A 24,390-nucleotide genomic window follows, 5' to 3' on the forward strand; every position below is an offset into this window, starting at 1 on the left:
CCCACTGATCAGATTGTGGCGTCGACATCCTGAAAAGATTCAGTGAAGCCGATGTTCGTCGGATTGTACGATAGCTGTGAGGTTGCTGATGCCCGCGGTGTCGCGGGTCCGGCAACCACTCGATGACCGTCAGGTGAACACCCCTCAGGCCGCCGCATCCGGCGGCCGGGTGACCTCGTCGGCCCGGCCCAGGAAGCGGAACGCGCCGCCGGTGACGCCGTAGAGGAAGCTCGCCCGGGTGAAGTCCAGGGGATGGGTGGGGTCGTCGGTGCTGAAGCGGAGCGGCTTGGCCACCCCCTGCGCCGAGGTCCGGAAGAGCCGGTCCGCGACCTGCCCCGGGGTGAGGTCCCCGGCGCCGCCGAGCGCGCTCAGCGTCCCGGCCACCGGGTTCACGGCGTCGTACGCCTCGGCGGCCCACCGGCCGGGCGCGCGGCCGTACCGCGCGCGGTAGGCGGCGGTGAAGGAGCGGGCCGCCGCCGTGGTCATCGCGGCGGGCTCGCTGTAGGGGGCCGACACCACCCAGCCGTCGGTCGCGTCGCCCGCCGCGTCCAGGAACGCCGTGCGCATCACCGGCTCCACGGCGAGCCGCGCACCGTGGAATCCGGCCCCGGCCAGGGCGCGGGCGCAGGCGGCGGCCCGCGCGGGAGAGGTCCCCGCGTAGACGACGGCCTCCGCGCGCGCGGCCGGCGCACCGGCGGCGGCCGGGCCGAAGTCGGCCGAGTCCGCGGCGGTCTGACGGCCGCTCACCGTGCCGCCGCCGGGCGGCTGCGCCCGGATCGAGCGGGCCGGCCGCGAGGCGGCGGCGCCGCCCGCCAGATCCTCGACGACCGCCGTCCGGCGCACCGGACGGGCCTGGGTGAGATAGACCGACAACGGCAGCCCGAGCGCCTCCTCTCTCCCCAGCCCCACGAACGCCCGTCATGGCAGGGGCCGCGCCCCGTCGTCAAGACGTCTGATCAGGGTGGCCGGATCCGTTCCCCGGCCCGGCAAGGTGCGGGTGCACGGACACCTCTGCCGTCCCGGACCCAACTTCCGCTTATGATTCGACGCGTGTTCGATTCACGGCACATCAGGACCTTCCACGCGGTGGTGACGGCCGGGACCTACTCCGGGGCCGCCGCCGTCCTCGGCTACACCCAGCCGGCGGTGACCCAGCAGATGAAGGCGCTGGAACGGACGGTGGGCTCGCCGCTGTTCGTCCGCGTCGGGCGGCGGATGCGGCTGACCGAGGCCGGCGAGACCCTGGCCCGGCACGCCGAGGGCATCCTCGGCAGCCTCTCCGTGGCGGAGGAGCAGGTCACGGCCATCACCCGGCTGCGCTCCGGCCGGGTACGGGTCTGCGCATTCCCCAGCGCCAACGCCACCGTCGTCCCCGAGGCGCTGGCCCGGCTCGCCGCCGACCACCCGGGCATACGTGTGCAGTTGCTGGAGGACGAGCCGCCCGACTCGCTGGAGCGGCTGGCGCGCGGCGCCTGCGACATCACACTGGCCTTCACCTATCCGGGACTCCGCGAGTCGGTGCCGGACGAGGTGGTGGAGATCCCGCTGCTGGAGGACCAGTTGACGGTGCTGATGCCGATCGGGCACCCGCTGGCCCGGCGGCGCGCGGTCCGGCTCGCCGACCTCGCCGAGGAGCGCTGGATCGCCGGGTGCCCGCGCTGCCGCACCAACTTCCTGCACGAGTGCGCCGAACTGGGCTTCGCGCCCGACATCGCGTACACCACGGACGACGGGCTCGTGGTGCAGTCGCTGGTCGCCGAGGGGCTGGGGGTGGCCATGATGCCCGGCCTCGTGCTCTCCTTCCTGCGGCTCGACCGGGTGGCGGGCCGGTCCCTGGAACCGGCCGTACGGCGGCGTATCTCGGCATACGTGCTGCGCGAACACCTGCGGATACCGGCGACGGCCCTGGTCGTCGACACGATCAAGGAGGCCGCCCAGCGGCGCGTCGGCTGCTGAACCGGGTGTCACCTCCCGCATAAGCACCGCTTGGGAACGACCGAAGAAACCGTCGTTGGACCTGTGGTTCTCGCGGTCCGACGCTGGCGTCATGACCACTACCGACGTCCGCACGCGCACGGCGGCCACCCCCCGTCCCGGCCGCCTCGACCGCCTCGACCGCCTTGTCCAGGAAGTGCGGGAGGCCGTACGGCAGGGCCTGCCCGGAGAGCGCACCGCAGACCTGGTCGCCCAGCGCCTGGCCCCGCATCTCGGCGCCGGGGACCTGCTGACCGAGGAACAGCGCGAAGGCAGCACGGACCACTACCGCCAGCACGTCCTGCACGTCGAGGCGGACGGCAGCTTCTCCGTCGTGGCCCTGGTGTGGCTCCCCGGACAGCGAACCTCCGTCCACGACCACGTGTCGTGGTGTGTCACGGGAGTGCACGAGGGACGCGAGCACGAACGCCGCTACCGGCTCACCGGCGAGGGCGCCACGGCCCGGCTGGTCGCCACCGAGGAGGTCGTCAACGAGCAGGGCGACGTGTGCGGTTTCGCGCCGCCGGGCGACATCCACCGGGTCTGGAACGGCGGCGCGGGCAAGGCCGTCTCGCTGCACATCTACGGCGCCGACATCGGCCGCCTGGGCAGCAGCGTCCGCCGGGTCTACGAGCCGCCGGCCGACGAACGATGAGCGGGCGCGGGCGGACCGCAGTGGTGGCCGAAGCACCGGAGCCCGCGTCCGCGCGCGCCGGTACGGCCCCGTGTCCCGCGGGCGGCGCGCCGCGTCCCGCGGCCGGGCCGCGGGCGAAGCTGCCCGGTCTGGCGGCGGCCGCCGGCGGGGTCGCGCTGGCCTGGGCGGTGCACCGGCTGCTGCCCGGTGTGCCGATGCTCACCGCCGCCGTCGTGGCCGGTGTCGTCGCCGCGCACGTGCCGCGGCTGCGGACCGTCGTACGCGGTGCGGCGCGGCCCGGACTCAGCTTCGCGGGCAAGCGGTTGATGCGGGTGGGCGTGGTCCTGCTGGGCCTGAGCGTCGGTCTGGACGACATCGCGGGCCTGGGCTGGGAGACCGTCGCCATGGTGGTGTGCACCGTGGCCGCGACCTTCGCGGGCACGGTCTGGCTCGGGCGGCGCCTCGGTCTGCCCGGGGACCAGCCGCTGCTGATCGCGACCGGCTACTCGATCTGCGGGGCGTCCGCGGTCGGCGCGATGAGCGACGTCTCGGGCAGCGAGGAGGAGGACGTGGCCACGGCCGTGGCGATGGTGACGCTCTGCGGCACCCTGGCCATCGTCGTCCTGCCGCTGCTGCACGGGCCGCTGGGCCTGGACGCCACCCAGTTCGGGCGCTGGGTGGGCGCCGGGGTGCACGACGTCGGCCAGGTGGTGGCGACCGCGCAGACCGCCGGGCCGACCGCGCTGCGCGAGGCGGTCCTCGTCAAGCTGATGCGGGTGGCGATGCTCGCGCCGCTGGTCGCCTCGGTCGGGCTGGCCCTGCGGCGCCGCCGGCGCGAGGACGCCGCGCGGGCGGCGGACGGGACCGGGGGCGACACCGGCGCGCGGGAGGGCCGTGCGGGCGGGCGGACGCCGATCGTGCCGCTCTTCGTCGTCGGCTTCCTGGCCATGGTCGCGCTGCGCTCCACCGGGCTCGTCCCGCACTCCGCCCTCGATCTCGCCCATCACGCGCAGGAACTGCTGCTGGCCGCCGCCCTGGTGGGCCTGGGCAGCGCGGTCCACCTGCCGTCCCTGGTCCGCGACGGCGGACGGGTCGCGGCGCTCGGGCTCTGCTCCTGGATCGTGATCGCGGGTGTGTCGTACGGAGGTGTGCTGCTGACGGCCTGACGGACGGCCCGGCGGGTCCGCCCCCTCGTCGCAGTAACCGGCTTGACTGGTGACGCTCTTCATGGAAGAGTCGTCACCAGCCCAACCGGTTACTACTTCTCGATGCGAGGGACACCATGGCCGTCATCCGCTTCCACCTCATCTCCGAGCTCAGCCCCGCCGACGTCGTCAGGGTGCTGACCGACTTCGGCCCCTCGCGCGCCGAGAACTGGCCGACCATCGACGCCGAGCACTTCACCGTCCACGGATCCGGCGACAACTGGGCCGAGGTGACCGAGGGCACCGCCGCCGCCTGGGAGCGGGTGCGCTACCAGTGGGACATCGAGGAGGGCCGGGTCGACATCAGCACGCTCGACTCGAAGCTCTTCGGCGCCGGCGGCGGCTGGGTGTTCACCGCGACCCCGGAGGCCGACGGCACCCGCGTGGACGTCGTCCTGACCCGGCAGCCCTCCTCGGCCAAGGGCAAGGTGCTCGCCCAGCTGCTCAAGCTCGTCGCCCCCTCGTCCCTGCGCAAGTCCTACGCGGGCCCGCTGAAGGCGAAGAAGTAACCCTCCGGGGTCTGGCTCAGCCCTCGCCCGGAGCCACGTTGTGGTTGAAACGGAAGACGTTGGAAGGGTCGTAGCGCCGCTTCACCGCGGCCAGCCGGTCGTAGCGCTCCGGCCCGTACACCGCCCGCACCTCCCGCGGGTCCGTCGCCTCGTCCGGTGACAGGAAGTTCACCATGTTGCGCTCCAGCGCCCACGGGGCCAGCCCGTCCATCACCTCGGCGAGCCCACCCCTGAGCGCGTCCGCCCGCTCCGCGCCGCCCACCGCGAACGCGAACACCACGAACGCCGCGCCCCGCGACGACACCGCGTCGGCGACGGCCGGTTCACGGTCGAAGGCCCCGCCCAGCGCCCGGATCTCCACATTGGCCAGCGTGCAGCCGGACCCCGGCCCGGTCAGCCGCACGAGCGTCTCCACCGTCTTCTCGGTGAACTCGCCCAGGCAGACGCTGCGGTCGTAGTAGGGCATCGGGTCCACCGGATCCAGATGGATCTCCCCGACAGCGGTGTACGGCCTCTCCCCGACCAGGTCGAGCAGCGGCGGGGCGACCGCCCGCAGCGGCGCGAGCAGCCGCTCGCCCTCGGCCGCCGAACCCAGGTGGCCGAACCGCAGATGCACCACGAACGCACCGCGCAGCGGCTCGGGCAGCACCGGCAGGTCGGGCAGCCGCTGGACACCGACGGAGGTCGTCGTCTCCTCGGGCAGGGACGGCACCCAGGCGCGCCACGCCTCCAGCAGCTCGGCCAGGCACTCGCCCGGGAAGTAGATCCCGCCGCCGTAGAAACGCGTCACCGGGAACACGTCGAACTCGATCTCGGTCACCACACCGAAGTTGCCCTTGCCGCCGCGCATCGCCCAGAACAGCTCGGGCTCGCTGTCCGCGTCGACCCGGCGCACCTCCCCGTCCGCCGTGACGACCCGGAGGCCGCGCACATGGCCGGCCGCGTACCCCAGCGTCCGCCCGAGCAGCGGGCTCTGGCCGCCGCCCAGGGTGTAGCCGACCACACCGACGTCGGGCGCCGAGCCCGCCAGCGGGGCGAGCCCGAACTCGGCCGTGCGCGGCAGCACATCGCGCCAGCGCACGCCCGCCTCCGCCCGCACCGTCCGCGCCTGGGCGTCGACGGACAGATACGTCATCCGGCCGGTGGTGACGAGCAGGCCGCCGTGCGCGGGCGCGGTCACCTGGTGGGCCGCGCTCTTCACCGCGACCGGCATGCCCCGCCCGGCCGCGAACCGGACGGCCGCGCGCACGTCGTCCTCACCGGTGGCCCCGACCACCACCGCGGGCTCCAGAGGGCTGTTGAGGTTGTACGTGGCGCACTCGGCCGCGTACCCGTCCTCGCCGGGCAGCAGCACCGGCCCGGCGACGGCCTGCCGCAGAGCGGCCACGTCCCGCGTCGAAAGGGCCGTCGGGGTGTGCTCCGTAAGGTTCCCGCTCATCGAGATCTCGCTCATCCACTGGGGGTGCGGTCCGTCCCCGCGTGTGCGTGTCCGCGCGTGCGCGTCCGGACGCGTTCCGCTACGGCGGTGCGCGCGGGGGCACTTCGGCACACGGACACACGGACACGCGGGGAGGAACCCTGGCGGTGAGTACACGAGCCGGACGGAACCGGGGGTTCAGCCGACCGGAACCCGGGGTTCGCCGGCCGGTGTCCGAAACGGCACGGTGGCGTCCGGAAACCGGCCCCGGGATTGCCTTGTGGCGCGTGTTACGGCAGAGTCTCGGTTCGTACGACCGCCCCATGCCGTGCCGCAGGGGCTCTGCGAAAGGAAACCCTGTGAGCCGGATCTCGGTCCGGGGACTCGCCGTGGCCTCCGCCACCGCGGTCACCGCTGTCGGAAGCGTCGTCGGTGTCGCCTCGGTGAGCACCGCGCAGAACAACGACGCCGAGGCGACGGCGGCCGACCCCACCCTCCTCGCGGACATCCCGGTGGGCATGCAGGCCCCCGTGCAGACCGCGTCCCTGACGCAGCAGGCGGACGCCCAGGCCATCGCCGCGGACGTCAGCGCCAAGAAGGACGCGGAGCAGGCGGCCCGCAAGGCGGCAGCCGAGACCGCGATCGCCAAGAAGGCGGCGGCCGAGAAGGAGGCCGCGGAGAAGGAAGCCAAGGAGAAAGAGGCCAAGGAGAAGGCCAAGCAGCAGGAGGAGCTGAAGAACGCGTCGAGCCAGTCGGCCGGCGCCGACGCCTCCAGCTTCCCGGTGCAGAGCTCCTACAGCGTGGCCCAGATCAAGGCGATGGCCCAGCAGATGGTGCCCGGCGGCCAGTTCCAGTGCTTCAGCAACATCGTGAGCCACGAGTCCGGCTGGAACATGAACGCCGTCAACGCCTCCTCCGGCGCCTACGGCCTCTTCCAGGCGCTCCCGGCCGGCAAGTACGCCTCGGCGGGCGCCGACTGGCGCACCAACCCGGCCACCCAGATCAAGTGGGGCCTGAACTACATGAACTCCAGCTACGGCAGCCCGTGCGCGGCCTGGTCGTTCTGGCAGACCAACCACTGGTACTGAGCGGACCGGCGGCTCAGCCCTCCTCGGGCGCGGCTCCTGCGGCGGTGCCGCCGCCGTCGGCCGCCACGGTGTAGGTGTCCTTGACCTTGACCTCCGTGACCCCGCGCCCCTCGGGGAAGACCCCGCGCCAGTCGCCGCTGACGTGCAGTTCGTCGGTGCCCATCGCCCGGATCACCAACAGGCCCTCGTCGTAGCACCGGTGGGCCTTCCACCACAGGTTCACGAACGCCTGGCTGCGGATGAGGTGCATCCAGTCGGTGCGGTAGATCTCGCGGTTGTAGTGGGACTCGCCGAGCGTGGAGACGAACTTCGAGTACATCGCCTTCACGTACGTCAGCGTCACCTCGTCGTCCTCGGCGATGGCCCGGTCCCGGGCGTCCTTGAGCGCCACCCGGAACTTCTCCAGCAGGTTCTCCGTGGCGCCCGAGGTCCACGACTCGTGGATCTCCGGTGGGTCGCACAGGCCGTACTTCGGTCCGGACAGCCGCAGCAGCAGCCGCAGCGTCGGCTCGGTCACCCACAGCGGGCCCGGCTCGTCCCGGCTGCCGATCGGGTTCGGCAGCACCGCGTCGTGCTCCCAGGCGGGCGCCGTGATCAGATGCACACCGGCCCGGCGGCGGTCGTGGTGATCGCCGGTGGAATGCTCCAGCTGGCCGAGCGGCAGATGCGTCTTCAGCGCGCTCAGATAGGCGCCGTTGACGTCGAGCGCGGTCACCTCGTGCGTACCGGGCGGCAGTTCGGGCCGGGTCCACTTGGGCCGGGCCTCCCAGATCTGGTCGGCGCCGCGCGCGCTCTGCTTGTGCAGCACATCGGGCAGCCAGGGATGGGCCACGATGTCGTAGCGCCCGCCCTTGCGGGTGTGGTCGAGCAGCGCCATCGCGTCCGGGATCGCCCGCCTGACCAGCGCGGCCGTGGCCGCCTCGACATCGCCGGAGTGCTTCGCCAGAACCTCGGCCACGGCACGGGCGACCGGGTCCGCCTCGCCCGCCGAGGCCGCCTGCGCCCGCCGCCCGACCGGGACGATGGGCACACCGCCCCGGTCGCCCCGGTTTCCGCCGTCGGCAGGGGTCGTGGGCCGGGAAGCGGCGCGGGGGGTGCGGGGTCCGGAGTCCCGCGCGGGCGGCGGGGCGGGGGCCGCCGGTGCGGCGCCGCACTCGGCCGGGTCCAGGTGCTGCGGGAACCCCGCCACCTGCTGCCGGGCGGGCCCGCCGCACAGCACACACGCCCGGGGCCGCGCCAGCATCTCCACCTCGTCGACGGCGTCGACGGCGTTCTCGGCGTCCCCGGCGTCGGCACCGGACTCCTCGGGCGCGCCGACCGGTTCGGCGGGTTCGGCAGGTTCGACGGGGTCGGTGGGCTCCGAGAATCCGGCGGGTTCGACGGGTTCGACGGGTTCGGCAGGTTCGACGGGTTCGACGGGTTCGGCAGGTTCGGCGGGCGCGGCCGTTCCGGACGGCGCGGTTCGCTCCTCAAGTCGGGCGCGCGCCCCGGAGAGGAAGTACGCGTACTTCTCCCGCACCTCGCCCGCGGGGTCCCGCCCCGACTCCCAGCCGCCCACCGTGGACGGACTGACCCCCAGGACCTGCGCCACCTGGCCGCGCGACAGGTTCAGCCCCTCGCGCAGCACGCGCCGCTCCGCGGCGTCCGGCAGCGGCACCTCCTGCCGGGCGGTCGCCAGCAGAGCGTCGATCGCGTCGAAGTCCGTCATCGCGCGGCCTCCTCCGGAGCAGCGGCAGGGGCAGCAGCGGCGGCGGCAAGGGCGGGAACAGCGGGCTGACCGGCCGCACCCGTGCCCGCACCCGCACCCGTGCCCGCACCCGCACTCGCGTCCGTGCCGGTACGGCGGTCGGCTCCCCTGCGGCGGGCGTCGGGCAGCGCCTCCGAGGCACGGGTGGGTCCGGCCAGCAGGTCGAGCACGTCGATGCCGAAGTGCCCGGCGACCGCGTCGCAGTCGTCGAGGCTCCACGCGGTGCTGCCGGACTGACGCCGGCTCACCTGGGCCTGGCTCACTCCGAGGGCCGCCGCGAGGTCCGTCTGCGACTCGCCGGTGGCGTGCAGGAGCGCCGCCACCGCTGTCCGGACCCGGTCCGCCGAGGTCATCCGCATACTGCCGAATCTAGCACCCGGAGCCCATGGCTCATGCGCAAGGCGCATACCGGTGGCACCGGCCGACGAGGTCGTCGCCGACAGGACCGTCAGGCGGCGAAGCCGACGTTGGTGACGTATTCGTACTGACCCCACTGCGAACCCAGGTCGACGATCTGGTCAACCCAGGCGTCGTCGAGCGCCTGCGCGTCGTCGGCCGCCCAGGCCGCGACGATCCGGTCCCAGCGGCGGATGTTGAGGGCGCGGAACTCCACGAACCGCTGCCGGGGCCGGGGCACCTGGGACTGGTTGAGCGGATGGATCTCCACCCGGGTGCCGCGGCCCTCCCGGTTGAGGCGGCCCAGCAGATGGCGGGCGACGTTGTGGCGGCGCACGGTCCGGTAGGCGGTCTCGACGCGTTCGAGGTTCTTCCGCGACGGGTTGCGGCGGCCGTCGAGCCACGCCCTCAGCGTGCGGTCGGTGACCGTCAGGCCCGCCGCCCGTGCCGCCGCGCGCGCGTGCGGGGTGCGGGTGAGGTAGTGCAGGCGGGCCAGCAGGCCGCGCCGTACGGTCACCGGTGTCACGACGAATCCGGCGAGCGCGTCGAGCCGGCGGGCGACGGCCTCGTACCCCTTGATGCCACGGGCCCCGTACTTGCCGAACTCCTGGGTGCGCTCGGGCACGGCCGCCTCCTTCCTCCGCCCGGTCCCGGTCCCGGCCGTGCCGCCGGGACCGAGGAGCTGTCGGGGATCAGTATGGTCCACGGCCCGCGGGCCCCGGCCGGCGGCGCACGCCGCGTCCTCGTCCCGGATCCGGTGGGAAACCTTACGGACAACCTGGTCGCCGGGTGCCAAAATGAGTAAGCTCCGGCCTCCCGCCGTTCCGGGCACCGCACTGCCTGCCCACGACTTGCCCACGACTTGCTGACGACTTGCCGACGATCTGCCGACGAGAGGAGACAGCATGAGCGCCCTCATCGCCGAGGAGGAGACCGGCCAAGGGCCCGGTCCCGTCCGGTCCGAGGACATCGGGCACCTTGTCGGCCGCGCGCTCCGGTGACCCGGACACGGACCGTTCTCGGGGGCCGGGCGGACCGTTCGGCCGGGGAGGAACGCCACCGCCCGGGGGCTCGGTGGCCCGAGCGCCGCGGGCGGCGGGAGGGTGCGGGGGAGCGGGACCGGGCCGGGGCCCGGCGGCCGCCCTCAGCAGACGGGGCCGGTGATCGTCGAGGTGAAGACCGTCTCCCCGTCCTGGTGGGCGGCGACCTGGACGGTCGTCATACCACCCGCTTCGGGCGTCACCCGGGTGATGTCCAGCCAGCACGGCCGGTCCAGTTCGGCGTAGCGGACGAATTCCGTGGTGGCGCTCGCCGGGACCAGACCCCGGGGGGCGAGCGCGGCGCACGCCGCCTGACGGCCGCCCTCCAGGAGGACCATGCCGGGCAGATGGTCGCCGGCGTGGTCGAAGAGGATGGGGTGCGCCAGATCCGGGGTGAGCAGCCAGCGGGTCGGCGAGTCCGTGGCGGTGAGCACCACGTCGGCCCGGGACGTGCGGCCCACCGACGCCGGGTCGAGCGGGACCCGGGACGCCGCGAGGTCGAACGCGTCGTCCGGTCCGGGCGTGCGGTTCGCCCGCAGCCGTTCGTACACGGCCGGCGGGACGGTGGAGAAGGTGCCCGCCCCGTGGGCCACGAGGACTCCGTCCCGCACGATGGACAGTTCGAGCCGCAGCGAGGCGGCCATGCCCCGGCGCCAGGTGATCTCGGCGCAGCTGGCCTCGAGTTCGAAGTCGGTCGGGCTGAGCGAGATCCCCAGGTGCTGCGGATACGTCGTGTAACTGAGGTTCCACATCACGAACTGATGGGTGAGCGGAACGCCGAGTTCGGCGTGGGCCAGGAACATGCCTGCCTGCCGAAACGTCTCTGCTACCTGGAGCGGGTCGTGCCCGTTCCCGTCGGAGCGGTTGAAGAGCATGTGCGCCCTGGGCCACTGTCCGGTGAGGGAGAACCGGTGGTCCTCCTGGCTGGTGCAGCCGGTGAGGAACACCTCGGCCAAGCAGGCACGGTGGACGTATTCCTTCGGGACCGTGGTGGTCAGACGCGGCAGCGTCGCCAGTCCGACTCCGTTGTGCGTGCTGTGCAAGCCCATCGCAGACCCCCCGCCTGGAAGCTTTGTTCGACGACGCCTCATAAGATACGGACCCACCGGTTTTGTTGTCTGGGGCCTCAAGGTAAAGGATTGGGCAAGTGTCCGCAGGGTAACTGAATATGCGCCTCCGCTTAGGGTAGTTCAAAGCCGCAACTTTCTGGGCTGACAAAAGGGGCAACCAGCGCTTATCAGTGCAGAGTTGTGAAGGAAGTGCGCATATCCGTTGTGATTGACTAGAGGTGGCGGCACTTGTCACTCTCCAGGTCACGCGCTCTTGCAAAACCGGTCATCTGGTTTGTTATGGTTCCGGCTGAAGTACCGATGGAGGCCCCCGCGCGGTGTTACGGTCGGGCCGCCGTCGTCACCTGATGTCCTGCGGATCTGGCTCACTGGAGACAAGCGATGACCCGTCAGCAGCAGTGTCCGTACGCGATCGACCCGTCGGGCCGGGACATCCACGGGGAGGCGGCCCGGCTGAGCGCACAGGGACCGCTCACCCGTGTCGTCCTGCCCGGCGGGGTCGAGGCCTGGTCGGTGACCGGGCAGGAGGCGATCAGGAGACTGCTGATCGACCCGCGGATCTCCAAGGACGCCTACCGCCACTGGCCCGCGTGGATCAACGGCGAGATCGCCGAGACCTGGCCGCTGGCCATCTGGGTCTCGGTGCAGAACATGGTCACCGCCTACGGCGACGACCACAAGCGCCTGCGCGGGCTCGTCGCCTCGGCCTTCACCACGCGCCGCGTGGCCCTGCTGCGGCCCCGCGTCGAGGAGATCACCGCGACGCTCCTCGACGGCCTCGCCCGCGAGGGCGAGAGCGGCCCGGTCGACTTCCGCGCCCGCTTCGCCCATCTGCTGCCCACTCTCGTGCTCAGCGAACTGTTCGGCATCCCCGAGGAGTTCCGCGCGTCGCTGCACCGGATCATCAGCGGCTTCTTCGACACGACGGCCACCATGGAGGACGCCCGGCGCAACCAGGTGGACCTGTACCGGACGATGGGCGAACTGGTCGCGCTCAAGCGGGAGACCCCGGGCGAGGACCTGACCAGCAGCCTCATCGCCGCCCGGGACGAGACCAACGGCTCCCGGCTCAGCGAGAAGGAACTGGTCGACAATCTGATCCTGCTGTTCACCGCCGGGTACGAGACCACGGTGAACCTGCTGGACAACGCCGTCTGCCTGCTGCTGGACAACCCCGGGCAGCTCGCCCGCGTCCGGGCCGGGGAGGCCACCTGGGCCGACGCGGTCGAGGAGGCGCTGCGCGCGGAGGCGCCGGGCGCCAACGGCATCCTCCGCTACGCCGTCGAGGACGTGGACGTGGACGGCACGGTGATCGGCAAGGGCGAGCCCATCGTCATCTCCTTCGCGGCGGCCGGACGCGACCGCGCCGTGCACGGCGACGACGCGCACACCTTCGACGTCACCCGCGCCACCCGCCGCGAGCACCTCGCCTTCGGCCACGGCGCGCACTACTGCGTGGGCGCCCAACTCGCCCGTATGGAGGCGGAGATCGCGCTGCGCGGCCTGTTCGACCGGTTCCCCGAGGCCGCCCTCGCGGTACCGGCCGGGCAACTGCGGCCGCTGGGCTCCTTCATCTCCAACGGCCACCAGGAGGTCCCGCTGCTCCTCGGCCGGCAGCGCGCGGGCGCCTCAGCGGCCGGCGTGCACGGGTGAGCCCAACTGCTCCCGGTACCACGGCAGATGGCCGAGCAGACCGCGGCCCGGTTCCGGGCCGGGGTCCTGGCCCAGCAGCCGCCAGACGGACGTGCTGGCGAACCAGTGGTCCGCGGTCAGCATGTCGAGGTGGTGCAGCGCCGTCGGGTTCTCCCGCAGCCGGGCACGCGCCTGCTCGGCGGTCAGCGGCGCGGCGCCCTCCGTGCCCAGCGCACCGCACACCGCCTCCATCAGGACGGCGCCGGGCACCGGGCTCGGGTGGTTGACGTGGTGGGCGCCCGCCAGGTCGCGGTCCGGGTCCGCGAGGGCGGCGCCCACCGCGGCCTCGGCCAGGGCGGACACCTCGACGGCCGAGTGGACGCCGGTGTCCGCGACGGGCGCCCCCAGGTGCCGGATCAGCAGGGCGAGCCCGGGGACCACCCAGCGGTCCCCGGTGCCGTAGACGAGGTGCGGGCGCAGCACGGTCCCGCCGGCCGCGAGCACGCTCCGCTCGGCGGCGGCGCGGGTGGTGCTGGTGGCGGACGCGGGCCGGACGGCCAGTTCGTGCGGCTCGGCGCCGCGGAAGGGGCCGCGGCCATAGACGGCGGCGGTGCTCACGTACACGATGCGGCGCACCCCGTGCCGCTGGGCGTCGGCGACCAGGGCCGCGGTGCCCGCTTCGTTGACGGCGCGCAGTTCGGCCTCGGTGCCGCCGACGCGCGAGGCACAGTGCAGCACGGTGTCGACGCCCCGGCAGAGACCGGCGACCGAGGCGGCGTCCGCCAGGTCGGCGTGGACCACCCGCACCCGGTCCTCGCCGGGCGCCGGGACGGCGCCATGGTGGCGAACCAGCCGAATCCTCGTCTCCGGCCGGGCGAGCGCGGCCCGTACCGCATACCGTCCTATGAAGCCGTTCGCCCCGGTGATGAGAAGATGCTGCGGCATGCGCGGGCCCCCTGTCGGTCCTCGACATCGTTGCTGCTTCCGGCCGCGCTCGGCGCGCGACTCCTCGACACTGCTTGTGAAAATACGGACTACCTGGTTTTGTTTCTAGAGGGGAACAAGCAGTAGAGGGCGTTGTTCGCCAGGCAGCAAGCGCGTAGGAGGAGTCGTGGCACAACAGGAGCGTGCGATCCGCACCAGGCACGCGATCTTGAAGGCCGCCGCGTCCGTCTTCGACGAACGTGGCTACGAGGCCGCCACGATCGGCGAGATCCTGACCCGGGCCGGCGTCACCAAGGGGGCGCTGTACTTCCACTTCCCCTCGAAGCAGGCGCTGGCCGAGGGCGTGCTGAACGCCCAGTTCGCGGAGGTCTCGCTGGCGCCCAGGGTGTGCAAGCTCCAGGAGCTGGTGGACACCGGGCTGCTCACGGCGGACCGGATGCGCCGCGACCCGGTGGTCAGCGCAGCCGCCCGGCTCTCCCTCGGCCAGGAGATGCGCACGCTCTTCGGTGGCCAGGCGGTCTCCCTCTGGATCGCCACCACGGAGAAGGTGCTGCACGAGGCGAAGGCGCAGGGCGAGCTGCTGCCGCACGTCGACCCCGCGGCCAGTGCCTGGATCGTCTCCGCCGCCTGGACCGGCGTACAGGTGTACTCCCATACGCTGAGCGACCGGGCCGACCTGGTGGAGCGGGTGGTGTCCCTCTTCGAGCACCTGCTGCCCAGCATCGCCGTCCCGGCCGTGCTGAGCCGTCTGGTCGTCACCCCCGAGCGCGCCGACGAGATCGTCCGCGAGATCGAGCAGCGCGCGCGGGACGAGGCGGAACGGGCCCCGGAGGGCGTCCAGACCTTCGGGCTGCGGACGCGGGTGCCCGCCGACGCGGAGTAGGTCGCGCCCGCGCGACCCGCCCCTCTCCCGCGCGACCCGCCCCTGCCCTGCGACCCGCCCTTCCCGCGCCGCGGCCCACGCGGCCGTCCCGGGAACAGACCCGGCGCGCCGGTTCTCCCGGTGCGCCGGGCCGTCGATCCGCACCAGCCTCAGACGCAGCAAAAGACTTGGCAAAACAGTCTCAACGGTCTGGTAATGGCGGCGGAGTTGACGGCTTCTCCGGCGGATCCGGCCGCTTCACCCGCTCGTCTTTTCTGGAAGATGAGGCGATATGCCCGCTTTTCTTCCTTGAGAGGGTGAGCGAAACAGGGTCGGGACCCTCGTATTGACATACCGCGCATGCTGTTTTTTACTCGGCTTGCTAGGAAACCGCTCCAGAACGCGGGCAGCTACGACGGGGAGACAGCGTGGATATCGACGTACTCGGCACACTCGCCGTACGGGAACAGGGCGTCTCGATCACACCGACTGCCCCCAAGCCGCGCCAGGTGCTCGCCCTGCTGGCACTGAACGCGGACAAGGTGGTGCCGGTCGCCACCCTCACCGAGGAGCTGTGGGGGGCGCGTCCGCCCCGCAGCGCGCGGCCCACCCTCCAGACGTACATCCTGCAACTGCGGGAACTGATCAACGGCGCGCTGCGCCAGGACGGCGGCGACGGGCAGCGGTCCGCCAAGGACGTGCTGCTGACGGTCCCCAGCGGCTATCTGCTCAAGGGCGGCACCGGCAGCAGCGACGTCCGCGAGTTCGAGCGGCTGGCCGGAACCGGCTACCGCGCCATGGACGCCGAGGACTACCCCGAGGCCGCCGCGCGCCTGCGCGAGGCGCTCGCGCTGTGGACCGGGCCCGCCCTCGCCGACGTGCACGCGGGCGTCCATCTGGAGACACAGATCAGGCGGCTGGAGGAGAGCCGGCTGTGCGCCCTGGACCAGCGCATCGAGGCCGACCTCAGGCTCGGCCGGCACCGCGAACTGCTGGCCGAGCTCACCGTGCTCGTCAGCAGGTACCCCAGCCACGAGAGCCTGTGCGGCCAGTACATGGTCGCCCTCTACCGCTCGGGGCGCCGCGGCGAGGCCCTCAACGCCTACCAGCGGCTGCGCGCCACCCTGGTGCGCACCCTCGGCCTGGAGCCCTCGCCGGTGCTCGCCAAGCTCCAGCAGTCCATCCTGATGTCCGGCCCGGCCGGCGCACCCTCCGCCGTGGGCGCCCCCGCCACCGGCCGCTTCGCCCAGGTCGGCTGACCCGGCGGCACGGGCCCGCCCCGGCGGCCCTCCAGCCGGGTTCGAGCGCCGCTCCAGCGCCCCGGCACAGGCTGGGCGCACCGGAGGAGAGGGGGCACTCATGCCGTCCCAGCGGGTGCACTCGTCCCAGGACACCGTCAGCGTGGACGCCCCCGCCGGGGTCGTCTACGGCCTGCTCGCCGACGCCCCCCGGTGGCCGGTGTTCCTGCCGTCCTGCGTCCACGTCGAACAGATGGACTTCGACGGGACCGAGGAGCAGCTGTGGGTGTGGGACGTCACCGCCGACCATGTGCACGCCTCCCGCTCCCGCCGCCTGCTCCACCCGCTGACGCGGTCCATCGACTTCGAGCTGGAGGACCCCGCCTGGCCCGGGGCGACCAGCAGCGGCACCTGGACCGTCGAACCCGAGGGCGCGGCGCGCTCCCGCGTCACCCTGCGGCACGAGAGGCCCCGCGGCGGCCCCGCCGAAGGACCGGACACCCTCGACGCCGACGTCCGCGCCCAGCTCGCCCGGGTGCGGGAGGCCGCCGAACGCTGGGACCGGCTCGACGAACTGCTGCTGTCCTTCGAGGACAGCGTGCGGGTCGAGGGGCCCTCCGAGCTGGTCTACGACTTCCTCTACCGCGTCCAGGACTGGACGGAGCTGATCCCGCACGTCGAGTGGACCAGCGTCACCGAGGACCAGCCGGGCATCCAGATCGCCGCACTGGACACCTGCGCGGGCGCCACCGGTGAGACGGTCACCGTCGAGACCGTACGGCTGTGCTTCCCGCACGCCGGACGGATCGTCTACAAGGAGACCCTGACGCCCGAGCTGATCGCGGCGCACAGCGGCGAGTGGTCCCTCGTGCCCGACACGACCGGGACGACCCTCGTCAGCGCCCATCGCGTGTTGCTCCGGGAGGAGGCCGTCGCGCCGCTGCTGGGCGAGGGCACCTGCCTCGCGGACGCCCGCGCGCAGGTGCGCGAGTGGCTGGGCCGCGCCAGCCGGGAGGCGCTCGGCCTGGCCAAGTGGCACGCCGAGAGCCCGCTGCGCCGGCTGCGACGAGGATGAGGACGACGAGGAGACCGCCGATGCCCCTCACCCGACCGGGACCGCCGACGCCCCCCGCCTCTGTCGCGGGCGCCCCAACGGGCGGCCGCCGTCCGCCCGTTCGCGGCGAGGCGCCCCCGCCCGCCCGCGCCGGGACCGCGCCACCGGACGAGCCGGTGCTGCGGGCGCTGCGCTGGGAGGCGCTGCTCGGCGACCCGGACGATCCCGCGAACCCCTACGGGCGCGCGGCGCTGGCCGCCGCGGGCGGCGCGGACCTGCCGCGTCCCGACCCGGCATGGGGTCCGCTGCCGCCCGGCGCGGGAGCGCGGGGCTACGACGAACCCGCCGGGCAACTGGTGCGCGTACTGCGGCCGTTGCTGCGCCGCGACACGGCGCTGGCCCACGACTGGGTGATCCGCCCGCTGCTCACCGGCGCCCCGCGAGGGACGGCGGAGCCGCCCGCGGCGGCCGTGTCCAGGGCGCGGCTGGCGGAACTGCTCGCCCCGGCCGCGCTGATCGCGGCCACCGGAGACCTGCTGCGCACCACCGCCCGGCACGTGGCCGCGCTCGGGTCCGGCCGGCCGGGGGGCCGGCAGTGGCAGCCCGTGCTCGCCGCCGTCTTCGCCGACCTGCTGGCCTGCGAGAGCCTGACGGCGGTGGCGCTGCGCGCCCTGGACACCGCCGACGGCGGCGGGGACGTACTGCCCGCCGCGACCGGGTACGTCGTGCCGCGACTGGTCGGCGGACTACTCGGAGACCTCGAACTGGTCCTGAACGACAGCCTGTCCGGACCGGCGGCCACCGAACGCGAGGCCCTGGCCCGGCAGTCGGCGATCCGCACCGCCGCCCGGGTGGACCGCACGGCCGTGGCCTCCGGCCGGGCCCGGCTGATCCGGCTGCTGCCCCGGCTCGCCGACGCCTCGGAACAGCCCGGCCGTCACGCGCCGCGGGAGCTGTTCCGGCTCGGGGCGCCGACCGGCACCGGCCCCGGAACCGGGCCCGACACCGGGCCCGGCAGCGGACCCCACGATGCCGACGCGTACGACGACGCGTACGGCGGCGGACACGGCGGCGGGCGCGGTCCCGTACCGCCCGCGCCGGACGCCGCCGCGCTCGCGGCCGTCCTGCCGGCCGCGGCCGGGCGGCCGGACCGCGCCGGGGACACCCCGGCCCGTTCCGCGCTCACCCGGTTCGCCCGTCGGCTGGCGACCGAGCAGCGGGCGCTGCGCGGCCCGTCCCGGTCGGCCGCCGCCACCGCGTCCGACCCGGCGGCCCGCGCCCTCGCCGACCGCCAGGCACTGCTGCTCCTGGCCGCCGCCGTCCTGGGCGTCCAGGAGGCCGCGGCCGAGGACCACGGCGGCTTCCTGGGCGGCTGCGACTGGGCGCTGCTCGCCCTGGAACGCGTCGTCCGGCGGCTGGGAGTGCCCCTGCCCGGCGACGCGCCCGACCCGGGCGACGCCGTCTGGACGGAACTGACCGAGCGGATCCGCGCGGGAGTCGACTGCGACGTGTACGGCACGAGGCTGCTGTGGTGAGCACGGCGGGGAGGACGGGGGCCGACGCCATGACCAAAGCGGAGCGGTGGACGGCGGAACCGGCTGCGGAACCGGCGGTGACGGAACGGACGACGGCGGAACCGGCGGTGGCGGAACCGGCTGAACAAGGGGCAGGGCGTACGACGGGCGGGGCGGCCGGGCAGGAGACGGCGCCGCCCGTCCACGTGGCCGGTCCGCAGGGGCCGTGGGACGCGGTGCGCGAACGGGCCGAGGACACGGGGCGGGTGGTGGTGCACACCACGTGGGGCGAGTGGCTGACCGCCGCCCTGCTCGACCCCGGCCTGCGCACCCTGCTCGGCCGGGACTGGCCGCGCTACCGGCAGACGCCCGCACCGGCCGGCCGGTACGCCTTCGCGGTCTCGCGCCTGGTGATGAAGCACACCGCGGCGGCCGTCCTCGACGTGCCGCCGGACAGCCTCGACGTCGCCTACGAGCCGGGCGGGCGGCCCACCGTGCGCGGTCTGGACGAGGACCTGCACCTGAGCCTCGCCCACACCGAGGAGCTGATCGTCGTCGCCGTCAGCCGCCGCGGACCGGTGGGCGTGGACGCCGAGTCCGTGACCCGGCGGGCCTCCTTCGAACTGCTGCGCAGCCATGTGTGCACCCCCGAGGAGGCCGAGGCGCTGGCCGCGCTGCCGGACGCCGAGCGCGCTGCCCGCTTCCTGCGGCTGTGGACGCTGAAGGAGGCGTACACCAAGGCGCTCGGGCAGGGCATGCGGCGGCGGTTCAACGCCGTCGGCTTCTGCTGGGACGCGGACGGCGGCGCCCGGCTGGCCGACGAGTCCGACGCCACGCGCGGCTGGAGCTTCAGCACCCGGCTGATCCGGGAACGCTATCTGGTGAGCGAGGCGCACCGCGCGTCCGGTCCGGTCGAGTCCCGCTTGCGGGCCGATCCAGGCGGACTCGCGTCACCATGGCTCTCACCTGCGAGAACACTAAGCTTTCCGGGGTCGGGGAGGCCCGGCGGACGATGAACGAGGACGACGGCGAGAGACGGAGAGAGCGGGCCGCGGACGACCGTGCGCACCGCTCGGCGCGGCCCGTGGTCGGGGGCTGCCGCGCGAGCACGGTCGCGACAGCTGCGCAGAAACGATTCCAGAAGGAGGGCAGGGGACCGGTCCGGCCCGCTGCGGCGGAGCGTTCCGGTGTCCGAGGTGCCGGATGAGCAGCCATCACTCGCACGCGCAGGCCGTCCTCGCCGTGGTCCACGAACCGGGCGGGGCACAGCCCGGCGCCCCGCTGGTCTTCGAACTGTGCGGACCGCTCGGCGCCGCCGAGGCCGAGGCCGTCGCCGACCGCGTCGCCGCCCGGCACCGCGCGTACACGGTGACCCTGGACGACGACGGCACCGGCCGCCGCCTCGTACGCCTCGCCCGCACCGGCACCGCGCCCGGCGAGCGGCCGCCCGCGCTCTCCGCCGACCTGCTCGCCGACCTGCTGGCCCCGCTCTCCGCGGGCACCGTCCCGGTCACCGGCTACCAGCGCGAGCTGCTGCTCGCAGCCGTCACCCGGCAGGGCGGCCCCGGCCGGCACATCGAGCAGCTGTGCTGGAACTGGACCGGCCCGCTGGACACCGCCCGGTTCACCGCCGCCTGGCACTCCGTCGCCGACCGGGAGACCGTGCTGCGCGCCTCCTTCGACTGGACCGGCGCCCCCCTGCTCGTCCTGCACGACCACGCGCCCATCGAGGTGGTACGCCACCGGCACGCCAGCGTGGCCTGGAGCGAACTGCTGCGGCGCGACCGGCTGCGCGGCTTCGAACTGCACCGGCCGGGCCTGCTGCGGGTCACCCTGCTCGACGGCCCGCCCCAGCGCTCCGCCCCCGCCCGCGGCCCGGGGCACGGACCGGGTCCGGGCCCGCTGCCGGGCGCCCGCGCCGCCACCGGACCGGCCCCCACCCGCGTCCTGCTGAGCTACCACTCCGCACTGCTCGACGGTCGCGGCGCCCATCTGCTCGTACGGGAGTTCTACCGGGCCTACCTCGCCGACGGCGTCGTGCCCGGCGGCGAGCGGCGGCCGGACATCCGCGACCACGCCGCCTGGCTCCAGGACCGCGACACCGAGGCCGCCCGCCGCTACTGGGCCACCGCCGCGCCCCCGGCCGACGCCGCGGTCCGGCCGGGCCGGGACGGCGGACGGACCCGGTTCACCGGCGCCGGGCGCATCCAGCGGCGGCTGCGCCCCCACCAGACCTCCCGGCTGCGCTCCTGGGCCGCCCTCTGGGGCGCCGGGGAGAGCAGCGCGCTGCACGTCGTCTGGGCGCTGCTCCTCTACCGCGCCGCGGACACCCGCGGACCGGTGCCCGTCAGCTTCGGGGTGCACTTCTCCGGCCGCGACCTGACCCTGGAGGGCGCCGCCGACGTACCCGGACTGCTGGGCAACCCGCTGCCGATGACGGTGACCGTCGACCCGGCCGCACCCCTGGTGGACCTGCTGCGCCAGGTCCGCGACGCCGCCCTCGACCTGAGTGCCTACCCGTGGGTCTCCGGCGACCGGATCCTCAGGTGGAGCGGCCGCGAGGAGGCCGTCCGGCTCGCCGACACCCTCGTACGCTTCGACAGCCGGCCCGAACTGCCCGAGGTGCTGCGCGCCGAACTCAAGGCCCAGGGCATCCAGGTGGACGTACCGCAGAGCGCCAGCGGCGACACCAGTCTGCCGGTGACCCTCGTCGCGCAGTACGACGCGGACGGCGGACTGCTGCTGACCGCCACCTACGACCGCGCCGAACTGTCGGACGCCGATGCCTCCGGTGTGCTCTCCCAGTGCATGGAACTGCTGCGCCGGCTCTCCGACCAGCAGGACGAACGGGTCACCGTGGGCCAGGTGCTCGGTCTGCTGGAGCCCGGCGAGGTGCCGCGCATGGCCCGGCAGGGGCGCCGCCCGCGCACCGTCGCCCTCGCCGTGCTGCGCCCCGGCGGCCCGCACGCCGACGTGGTCTGCCTGGTGGCCGTGCCCGGGGTGCCGCCCGGTGTCTACGAGTCGCTGGTCCAGGAGTACGAGGGCCCGGAGCGCATCGTCTCGCTGAGCCTGGGCGGGGACGTCCGCACCCCGCCCTCCGCGCTGCCCGAACTGCTCGGTCCGGGACGGCGGCTGGTGCTCTGCGGCTGCGGTCCCGCGGGCCGGGTCGCGTACGAGATCGCCCAGGGCACGGCGGCCCGGACCGCCACGGCCACGACCGTCGTCATGACGGGCATCGGCGGCGTCGCCGAGAGCGCCCGCGCCCTCGCCCGCGCCCTGGAGTCGATCCGCGCCCGGACCGTCTGACACCGCACGGTGGCCTCCGTGGACGGCAGTGGTTCGCCGTGCCCGTGCCGTCGGTCTGCGCGCGGCGAACCCGGAGTACTGCGGGTGTCGGGCCTCGCTGAGCACTTTGGGCAGCATCCTGACGCTCAGCAGCAACCCGGCATCCACACCCCCTGTCCCGGGGGGCGAGTACGGCGGCCCTCGGCCCGGCTGCCCGACGCCAGCGTGCGGTGCCAGGGCCGCGCACTCCAGTCCACAGCACCGGTGCTCTGTCCGCGGTGACTAAGCCCTGCGTACGGTGCTCCAAGGTGCCACAGGTACAGGCGGAGTGGCCGCTGGGACCCGTGTACAGAGCCTGCTACAGCAACGTCCGACGGAAGTCGGCAGCGTGCGCTCTGCCGGTGCAGGTCCCCGACCGTCATCGCCGGATCGCCGCTCCCTTCGCCCACTGGGACCTCCTGCATCGAGCCCGCCGCGCCGGCCGTCGCAGACCCACTCGAACTCTGCGCAGAACAGAACCAGGTCAACGCCGAGGCGAGTACTCGAACCACTGACCTGGCTCGATGACCAGGGAACAAGAACGTGCCGCCCCCACGAACTGCCGCACCCAAGACGCTCATCGAATTCGAAGACCTCGCCAGCCGCGACAGCGCTCGGCTCGCACCGCCCTCCGGCCTGCCTGTCAGACCAGCGTGACTCAGCACTGCGCAGGCCCGCGGATGGTCGTCACTGACAGAACCCGATCGACAGGTGCCACCAGCTCTCTGTCGGCGACTTCCACAAGGTGCCTCGGAGGATCGCCGTCTTTCAGAGCGGTCACGTACTCGATGACCTGGGCATGCGTCAGCACCGGAAGGCTCCGGCGCAAGGCGTGCATGGCATGGATCCGTCCGCGAGCAGCCGCTACTGCCCGCACCTCGTCATGCAGATCGTCGACCGCGGTCCGTACGGCCTGGCCTCGTACGCGAACTCGGTAGTCAATCACCCAGGCCTCGGTCACCGCGGAGACGACCCCGATCTGGTGAAGGCTGCCGTCGAGGCGATCAACCAGGTACGGCCCGTTCCCGACGAGCATGAAGTCGGGATTCCCGGTCCGCAGGTACTCCTCGGACGTCCAGGAGACCACCCAGGCCAGCTCGTGCTGTCTCACCTGCGCCACAGCCATGCGCATCCGCTCCAGGCCCGCCGCCCGCTCACGCTGACAGCCGCGTTCCAGCTCCTCCTCGACGATCCGAACCGCAGCATCTCGCTCAATCACGCGTGCAGCATCCCCCACGGACTGCAACGGCGACCAACAGATTTCCCGGGCGTCAGGGGAGCCACCGCCAAGGATCTGCTGGGAGACGACTGGACGGCGCGATGCGGTTGGGCTGTGCAGGCGGTCACGCCTGGCCGCTGCCGGGGAAGTTCGGCGTGCCGCACCGCGTCGGATGCCAGGGCGATGACGACGCCTAGGCCGGAAGGGGAAGCCGTAGAGGTGCACGGACACGTGCTCGCGGTCATCGGTGTCGTCGGCCGCCTTGGCGGCCTTGCCCCGCTCCCGCCGGCGCCGGGCCGGTGCCTCAAGCTCGTCGCTCATCTCGGCGAGTTCGGCGGGGGTGAGGTCGAGCAGCCACTCTGAGCTGGAGGCCGCGTCCGTCCACGCCTTCCTCCAGGCGGACTTCTGGTCGAGATACCCGCGTACTGGGCGACGCGGGTGTCGAAGATCCCTAGGGTCACCGCGCCGACGGCGGCGGCGCCCTCCGGAGTGTCTGCGAAGTCCGAGTCGCGAAAGCCCCAGCCCTTCTCGGATGCCACCTGCCGTCAACGCTCGCGGCCGTCGCTGCCCCGTCAGCCGCCCACCAGGGCCTACGGATCCTGGGCGACGGCTTTCGTCCGGATGTTCCTCAACTCCTGACTTTCCGGTACCCGTTCCTCGGACCATCGCAGGTCCCGGCGTCCGCCAGCGTTTCTCGAGCGCAGTGAGAGCGTTCGTCGAGCCCGGTGCCGGATGGTGGCCGAAACGCCGGAGGAGGGGGCATGGGCTATTCGGACCACGGGGAGCCGTCCCTGCGTGTCGAACGGGGCCGGGCCAGCGCCGAGGAGCTGGCCGCGCTCGCGGTCGTGCTGTTTGCCCTGCGCGCGGACGGAGCCGACGACGAGGAAGGCAGACGGCCGGCCGGCGGCTCCCGCAGGTGGCGGCGGCCGGAGGCCTACAAAGCGCCGCGCAGTTGGCAGTGATGAGATGCTCCGTCGCTCAGAAAGGGAACTGACGACATGTCGATGACGATTGCTCCCGCTCCGGCCGAGGCCGCGCCGGCCGACATCCATGGCCGGGTCGCCGAACTGCACGGGATCCGTGCGCAGGCCGTGGCGGGGCCGAGCGAGAAGGCGACCGCGGCGCAGCATGCCAAGGGCAAGCTGACGGCGCGGGAGCGGATCGAGCTGCTGGTGGACCCGGGGTCGTTCCAGGAGGTCGAGCAGTTGCGGCGGCACCGGGCGTCCGGTTTCGGTCTGGAGGCGAAGAAGCCGTACACGGACGGTGTGATCACCGGCTGGGGGACGGTGGAGGGCCGTACGGTCTTCGTGTACGCGCATGATTTCCGGATCTTCGGNGGTGCGCTGGGCGAGGCCCANGCGACGAAGATCCACAAGATCATGGACATGGCNATCGCGGCCGGTGCGCCGCTGGTGTCGCTGAACGACGGTGCGGGTGCGCGGATCCAGGAGGGTGTCTCGGCGCTGGCCGGGTACGGCGGGATCTTCCAGCGGAACACGAAGGCGTCGGGTGTCATCCCGCA

22 protein-coding genes and 1 pseudogene are annotated in these 24,390 nt (G+C 73.4%); 14 read left to right on the plus strand and 9 right to left on the minus strand.

The annotated features are described in order from the left end of the window. Window positions 1-144: 144 nt before the first annotated feature. Entirely contained in the window at window positions 145-909 is a 765-nt protein-coding gene (locus B086_RS0127125; protein ID WP_078531216.1) for an ABC transporter substrate-binding protein, read from the minus strand. A 141-nt stretch (window positions 910-1,050) separates the two neighbouring features. Here B086_RS0127125 and B086_RS0127130 point away from each other — a divergent pair, with 141 nt between their 5' ends. The 4 genes from B086_RS0127130 to B086_RS0127145 all read left to right on the plus strand — a co-directional run bounded on the left by B086_RS0127130 (window position 1,051) and on the right by B086_RS0127145 (window position 4,322). Then, window positions 1,051-1,956 (plus strand): LysR family transcriptional regulator, encoded by a 906-nt coding sequence (locus B086_RS0127130; protein WP_026252815.1) that lies wholly within the window; start codon window positions 1,051-1,053, stop codon window positions 1,954-1,956. Between the two features lie 91 nt (window positions 1,957-2,047). After that, a complete protein-coding gene (locus B086_RS0127135; RefSeq protein ID WP_026252816.1) occupies window positions 2,048-2,629 on the plus strand; it encodes a cysteine dioxygenase family protein in 582 nt (193 codons plus the stop codon). Beyond that, entirely contained in the window at window positions 2,626-3,774 is a 1,149-nt protein-coding gene (locus tag B086_RS0127140) for a putative sulfate exporter family transporter (protein WP_037874014.1), read from the plus strand. The genes B086_RS0127135 and B086_RS0127140 overlap by 4 nt, the downstream gene beginning before the upstream one ends. A 116-nt stretch (window positions 3,775-3,890) precedes the next feature. Then, window positions 3,891-4,322: a hypothetical protein gene (locus tag B086_RS0127145; protein ID WP_018569584.1), complete on the plus strand. Its 432-nt coding sequence runs from the start codon at window positions 3,891-3,893 to the stop codon at window positions 4,320-4,322. A 16-nt stretch (window positions 4,323-4,338) separates the two neighbouring features. Here B086_RS0127145 and B086_RS0127150 read toward each other — a convergent pair whose 3' ends face one another. Then, window positions 4,339-5,760, minus strand: a complete 1,422-nt coding sequence (locus tag B086_RS0127150) for an FAD-binding oxidoreductase (RefSeq protein WP_051115930.1) — start codon at window positions 5,758-5,760, stop codon at window positions 4,339-4,341. A 338-nt stretch (window positions 5,761-6,098) separates the two neighbouring features. On the opposite strand from B086_RS0127150, the gene B086_RS0127155 reads away from it, so the two are divergent. Continuing rightward, window positions 6,099-6,827 carry a transglycosylase SLT domain-containing protein gene (locus B086_RS0127155; RefSeq protein ID WP_018569586.1) on the plus strand — a complete coding sequence of 243 codons (729 nt, stop codon included), beginning with the start codon at window positions 6,099-6,101 and terminating at the stop codon, window positions 6,825-6,827. Window positions 6,828-6,840: 13 nt separating this feature from the next. Here B086_RS0127155 and B086_RS0127160 read toward each other — a convergent pair whose 3' ends face one another. The 4 genes from B086_RS0127160 to B086_RS0127180 all read right to left on the minus strand — a co-directional run bounded on the left by B086_RS0127160 (window position 6,841) and on the right by B086_RS0127180 (window position 11,059). Continuing rightward, window positions 6,841-8,535, minus strand: coding sequence for a helix-turn-helix domain-containing protein (locus B086_RS0127160; RefSeq protein ID WP_018569587.1), 1,695 nt, complete (start codon window positions 8,533-8,535; stop codon window positions 6,841-6,843). Next, window positions 8,532-8,933: a helix-turn-helix domain-containing protein gene (locus B086_RS46140; RefSeq protein WP_018569588.1), complete on the minus strand. Its 402-nt coding sequence runs from the start codon at window positions 8,931-8,933 to the stop codon at window positions 8,532-8,534. Before B086_RS46140 ends, B086_RS0127160 begins: the two co-directional genes overlap by 4 nt. Window positions 8,934-9,022: 89 nt before the next feature. Next, window positions 9,023-9,595, minus strand: a complete 573-nt coding sequence (locus tag B086_RS0127170) for a hypothetical protein (protein WP_018569589.1) — start codon at window positions 9,593-9,595, stop codon at window positions 9,023-9,025. 519 nt (window positions 9,596-10,114) lie between these two features. Continuing rightward, window positions 10,115-11,059: a ScbA/BarX family gamma-butyrolactone biosynthesis protein gene (locus B086_RS0127180; protein WP_018569591.1), complete on the minus strand. Its 945-nt coding sequence runs from the start codon at window positions 11,057-11,059 to the stop codon at window positions 10,115-10,117. Window positions 11,060-11,461: 402 nt separating this feature from the next. On the opposite strand from B086_RS0127180, the gene B086_RS0127185 reads away from it, so the two are divergent. After that, window positions 11,462-12,733, plus strand: a complete 1,272-nt coding sequence (locus tag B086_RS0127185; RefSeq protein WP_018569592.1) for a cytochrome P450 family protein — start codon at window positions 11,462-11,464, stop codon at window positions 12,731-12,733. Here B086_RS0127185 and B086_RS0127190 read toward each other — a convergent pair. After that, entirely contained in the window at window positions 12,710-13,657 is a 948-nt protein-coding gene (locus B086_RS0127190) for an NAD-dependent epimerase/dehydratase family protein (protein WP_037874016.1), read from the minus strand. The genes B086_RS0127185 and B086_RS0127190 overlap by 24 nt on opposite strands. A 166-nt stretch (window positions 13,658-13,823) precedes the next feature. On the opposite strand from B086_RS0127190, the gene B086_RS0127195 reads away from it, so the two are divergent. From B086_RS0127195 to B086_RS0127220, 6 genes are all read left to right on the plus strand, one after another. Beyond that, window positions 13,824-14,540 (plus strand): ScbR family autoregulator-binding transcription factor, encoded by a 717-nt coding sequence (locus B086_RS0127195; protein WP_018569594.1) that lies wholly within the window; start codon window positions 13,824-13,826, stop codon window positions 14,538-14,540. A 407-nt stretch (window positions 14,541-14,947) separates the two neighbouring features. Beyond that, window positions 14,948-15,778, plus strand: coding sequence for an AfsR/SARP family transcriptional regulator (locus B086_RS0127200; protein ID WP_018569595.1), 831 nt, complete (start codon window positions 14,948-14,950; stop codon window positions 15,776-15,778). Between the two features lie 100 nt (window positions 15,779-15,878). Next, window positions 15,879-16,832, plus strand: coding sequence for an aromatase/cyclase (locus B086_RS0127205; RefSeq protein ID WP_018569596.1), 954 nt, complete (start codon window positions 15,879-15,881; stop codon window positions 16,830-16,832). Window positions 16,833-16,852: 20 nt separating this feature from the next. Further along, window positions 16,853-18,346 (plus strand): hypothetical protein, encoded by a 1,494-nt coding sequence (locus B086_RS40915; RefSeq protein WP_158690427.1) that lies wholly within the window; start codon window positions 16,853-16,855, stop codon window positions 18,344-18,346. A gap of 29 nt (window positions 18,347-18,375) precedes the next feature. Further along, window positions 18,376-19,341, plus strand: coding sequence for a 4'-phosphopantetheinyl transferase family protein (locus B086_RS40920; protein ID WP_158690428.1), 966 nt, complete (start codon window positions 18,376-18,378; stop codon window positions 19,339-19,341). A 187-nt stretch (window positions 19,342-19,528) separates the two neighbouring features. Continuing rightward, window positions 19,529-21,631 carry a condensation domain-containing protein gene (locus B086_RS0127220; RefSeq protein ID WP_018569599.1) on the plus strand — a complete coding sequence of 701 codons (2,103 nt, stop codon included), beginning with the start codon at window positions 19,529-19,531 and terminating at the stop codon, window positions 21,629-21,631. Window positions 21,632-22,307: 676 nt separating this feature from the next. Here the strand turns inward: B086_RS0127220 and B086_RS0127225 are convergent. Together B086_RS0127225 and B086_RS43270 are read right to left on the minus strand one after the other, a co-directional pair. Then, window positions 22,308-22,886 (minus strand): YrhB domain-containing protein, encoded by a 579-nt coding sequence (locus B086_RS0127225; protein ID WP_234029389.1) that lies wholly within the window; start codon window positions 22,884-22,886, stop codon window positions 22,308-22,310. A 177-nt stretch (window positions 22,887-23,063) separates the two neighbouring features. Beyond that, window positions 23,064-23,440: pseudogene (locus tag B086_RS43270) on the minus strand (transcriptional regulator); the annotation flags it as partial. 189 nt (window positions 23,441-23,629) lie between these two features. Between B086_RS43270 and B086_RS0127240 the strand changes: the two are divergent. After that, window positions 23,630-23,830: an acyl-CoA carboxylase epsilon subunit gene (locus B086_RS0127240; protein WP_018569602.1), complete on the plus strand. Its 201-nt coding sequence runs from the start codon at window positions 23,630-23,632 to the stop codon at window positions 23,828-23,830. Between the two features lie 36 nt (window positions 23,831-23,866). Then, window positions 23,867-24,390 (plus strand): carboxyl transferase domain-containing protein (locus tag B086_RS0127245; protein WP_026252818.1); only part of this gene is annotated, 524 nt, incomplete at its 3' end.

The organism is Streptomyces sp. PsTaAH-124 (assembly GCF_000373685.1).
GTDB lineage: Bacteria > Actinomycetota > Actinomycetes > Streptomycetales > Streptomycetaceae > Streptomyces > Streptomyces andamanensis.

Coding starts and splice junctions, on each gene's coding strand:
- B086_RS40920 (WP_158690428.1), top strand. CDS start 18,376: ATGACCAAAGCGGAGCGGTGGACGGCGGAACCGGCTGCGGAACCGGCG.
- B086_RS0127220 (WP_018569599.1), top strand. CDS start 19,529: ATGAGCAGCCATCACTCGCACGCGCAGGCCGTCCTCGCCGTGGTCCAC.
- B086_RS40915 (WP_158690427.1), top strand. CDS start 16,853: ATGCCCCTCACCCGACCGGGACCGCCGACGCCCCCCGCCTCTGTCGCG.
- B086_RS0127135 (WP_026252816.1), top strand. CDS start 2,048: ATGACCACTACCGACGTCCGCACGCGCACGGCGGCCACCCCCCGTCCC.
- B086_RS0127150 (WP_051115930.1), bottom strand. CDS start 5,760: ATGAGCGGGAACCTTACGGAGCACACCCCGACGGCCCTTTCGACGCGG.
- B086_RS0127190 (WP_037874016.1), bottom strand. CDS start 13,657: ATGCCGCAGCATCTTCTCATCACCGGGGCGAACGGCTTCATAGGACGG.
- B086_RS0127160 (WP_018569587.1), bottom strand. CDS start 8,535: ATGACGGACTTCGACGCGATCGACGCTCTGCTGGCGACCGCCCGGCAG.
- B086_RS0127180 (WP_018569591.1), bottom strand. CDS start 11,059: ATGGGCTTGCACAGCACGCACAACGGAGTCGGACTGGCGACGCTGCCG.
- B086_RS46140 (WP_018569588.1), bottom strand. CDS start 8,933: ATGCGGATGACCTCGGCGGACCGGGTCCGGACAGCGGTGGCGGCGCTC.
- B086_RS0127240 (WP_018569602.1), top strand. CDS start 23,630: ATGGGCTATTCGGACCACGGGGAGCCGTCCCTGCGTGTCGAACGGGGC.
- B086_RS0127205 (WP_018569596.1), top strand. CDS start 15,879: ATGCCGTCCCAGCGGGTGCACTCGTCCCAGGACACCGTCAGCGTGGAC.
- B086_RS0127140 (WP_037874014.1), top strand. CDS start 2,626: ATGAGCGGGCGCGGGCGGACCGCAGTGGTGGCCGAAGCACCGGAGCCC.
- B086_RS0127145 (WP_018569584.1), top strand. CDS start 3,891: ATGGCCGTCATCCGCTTCCACCTCATCTCCGAGCTCAGCCCCGCCGAC.
- B086_RS0127185 (WP_018569592.1), top strand. CDS start 11,462: ATGACCCGTCAGCAGCAGTGTCCGTACGCGATCGACCCGTCGGGCCGG.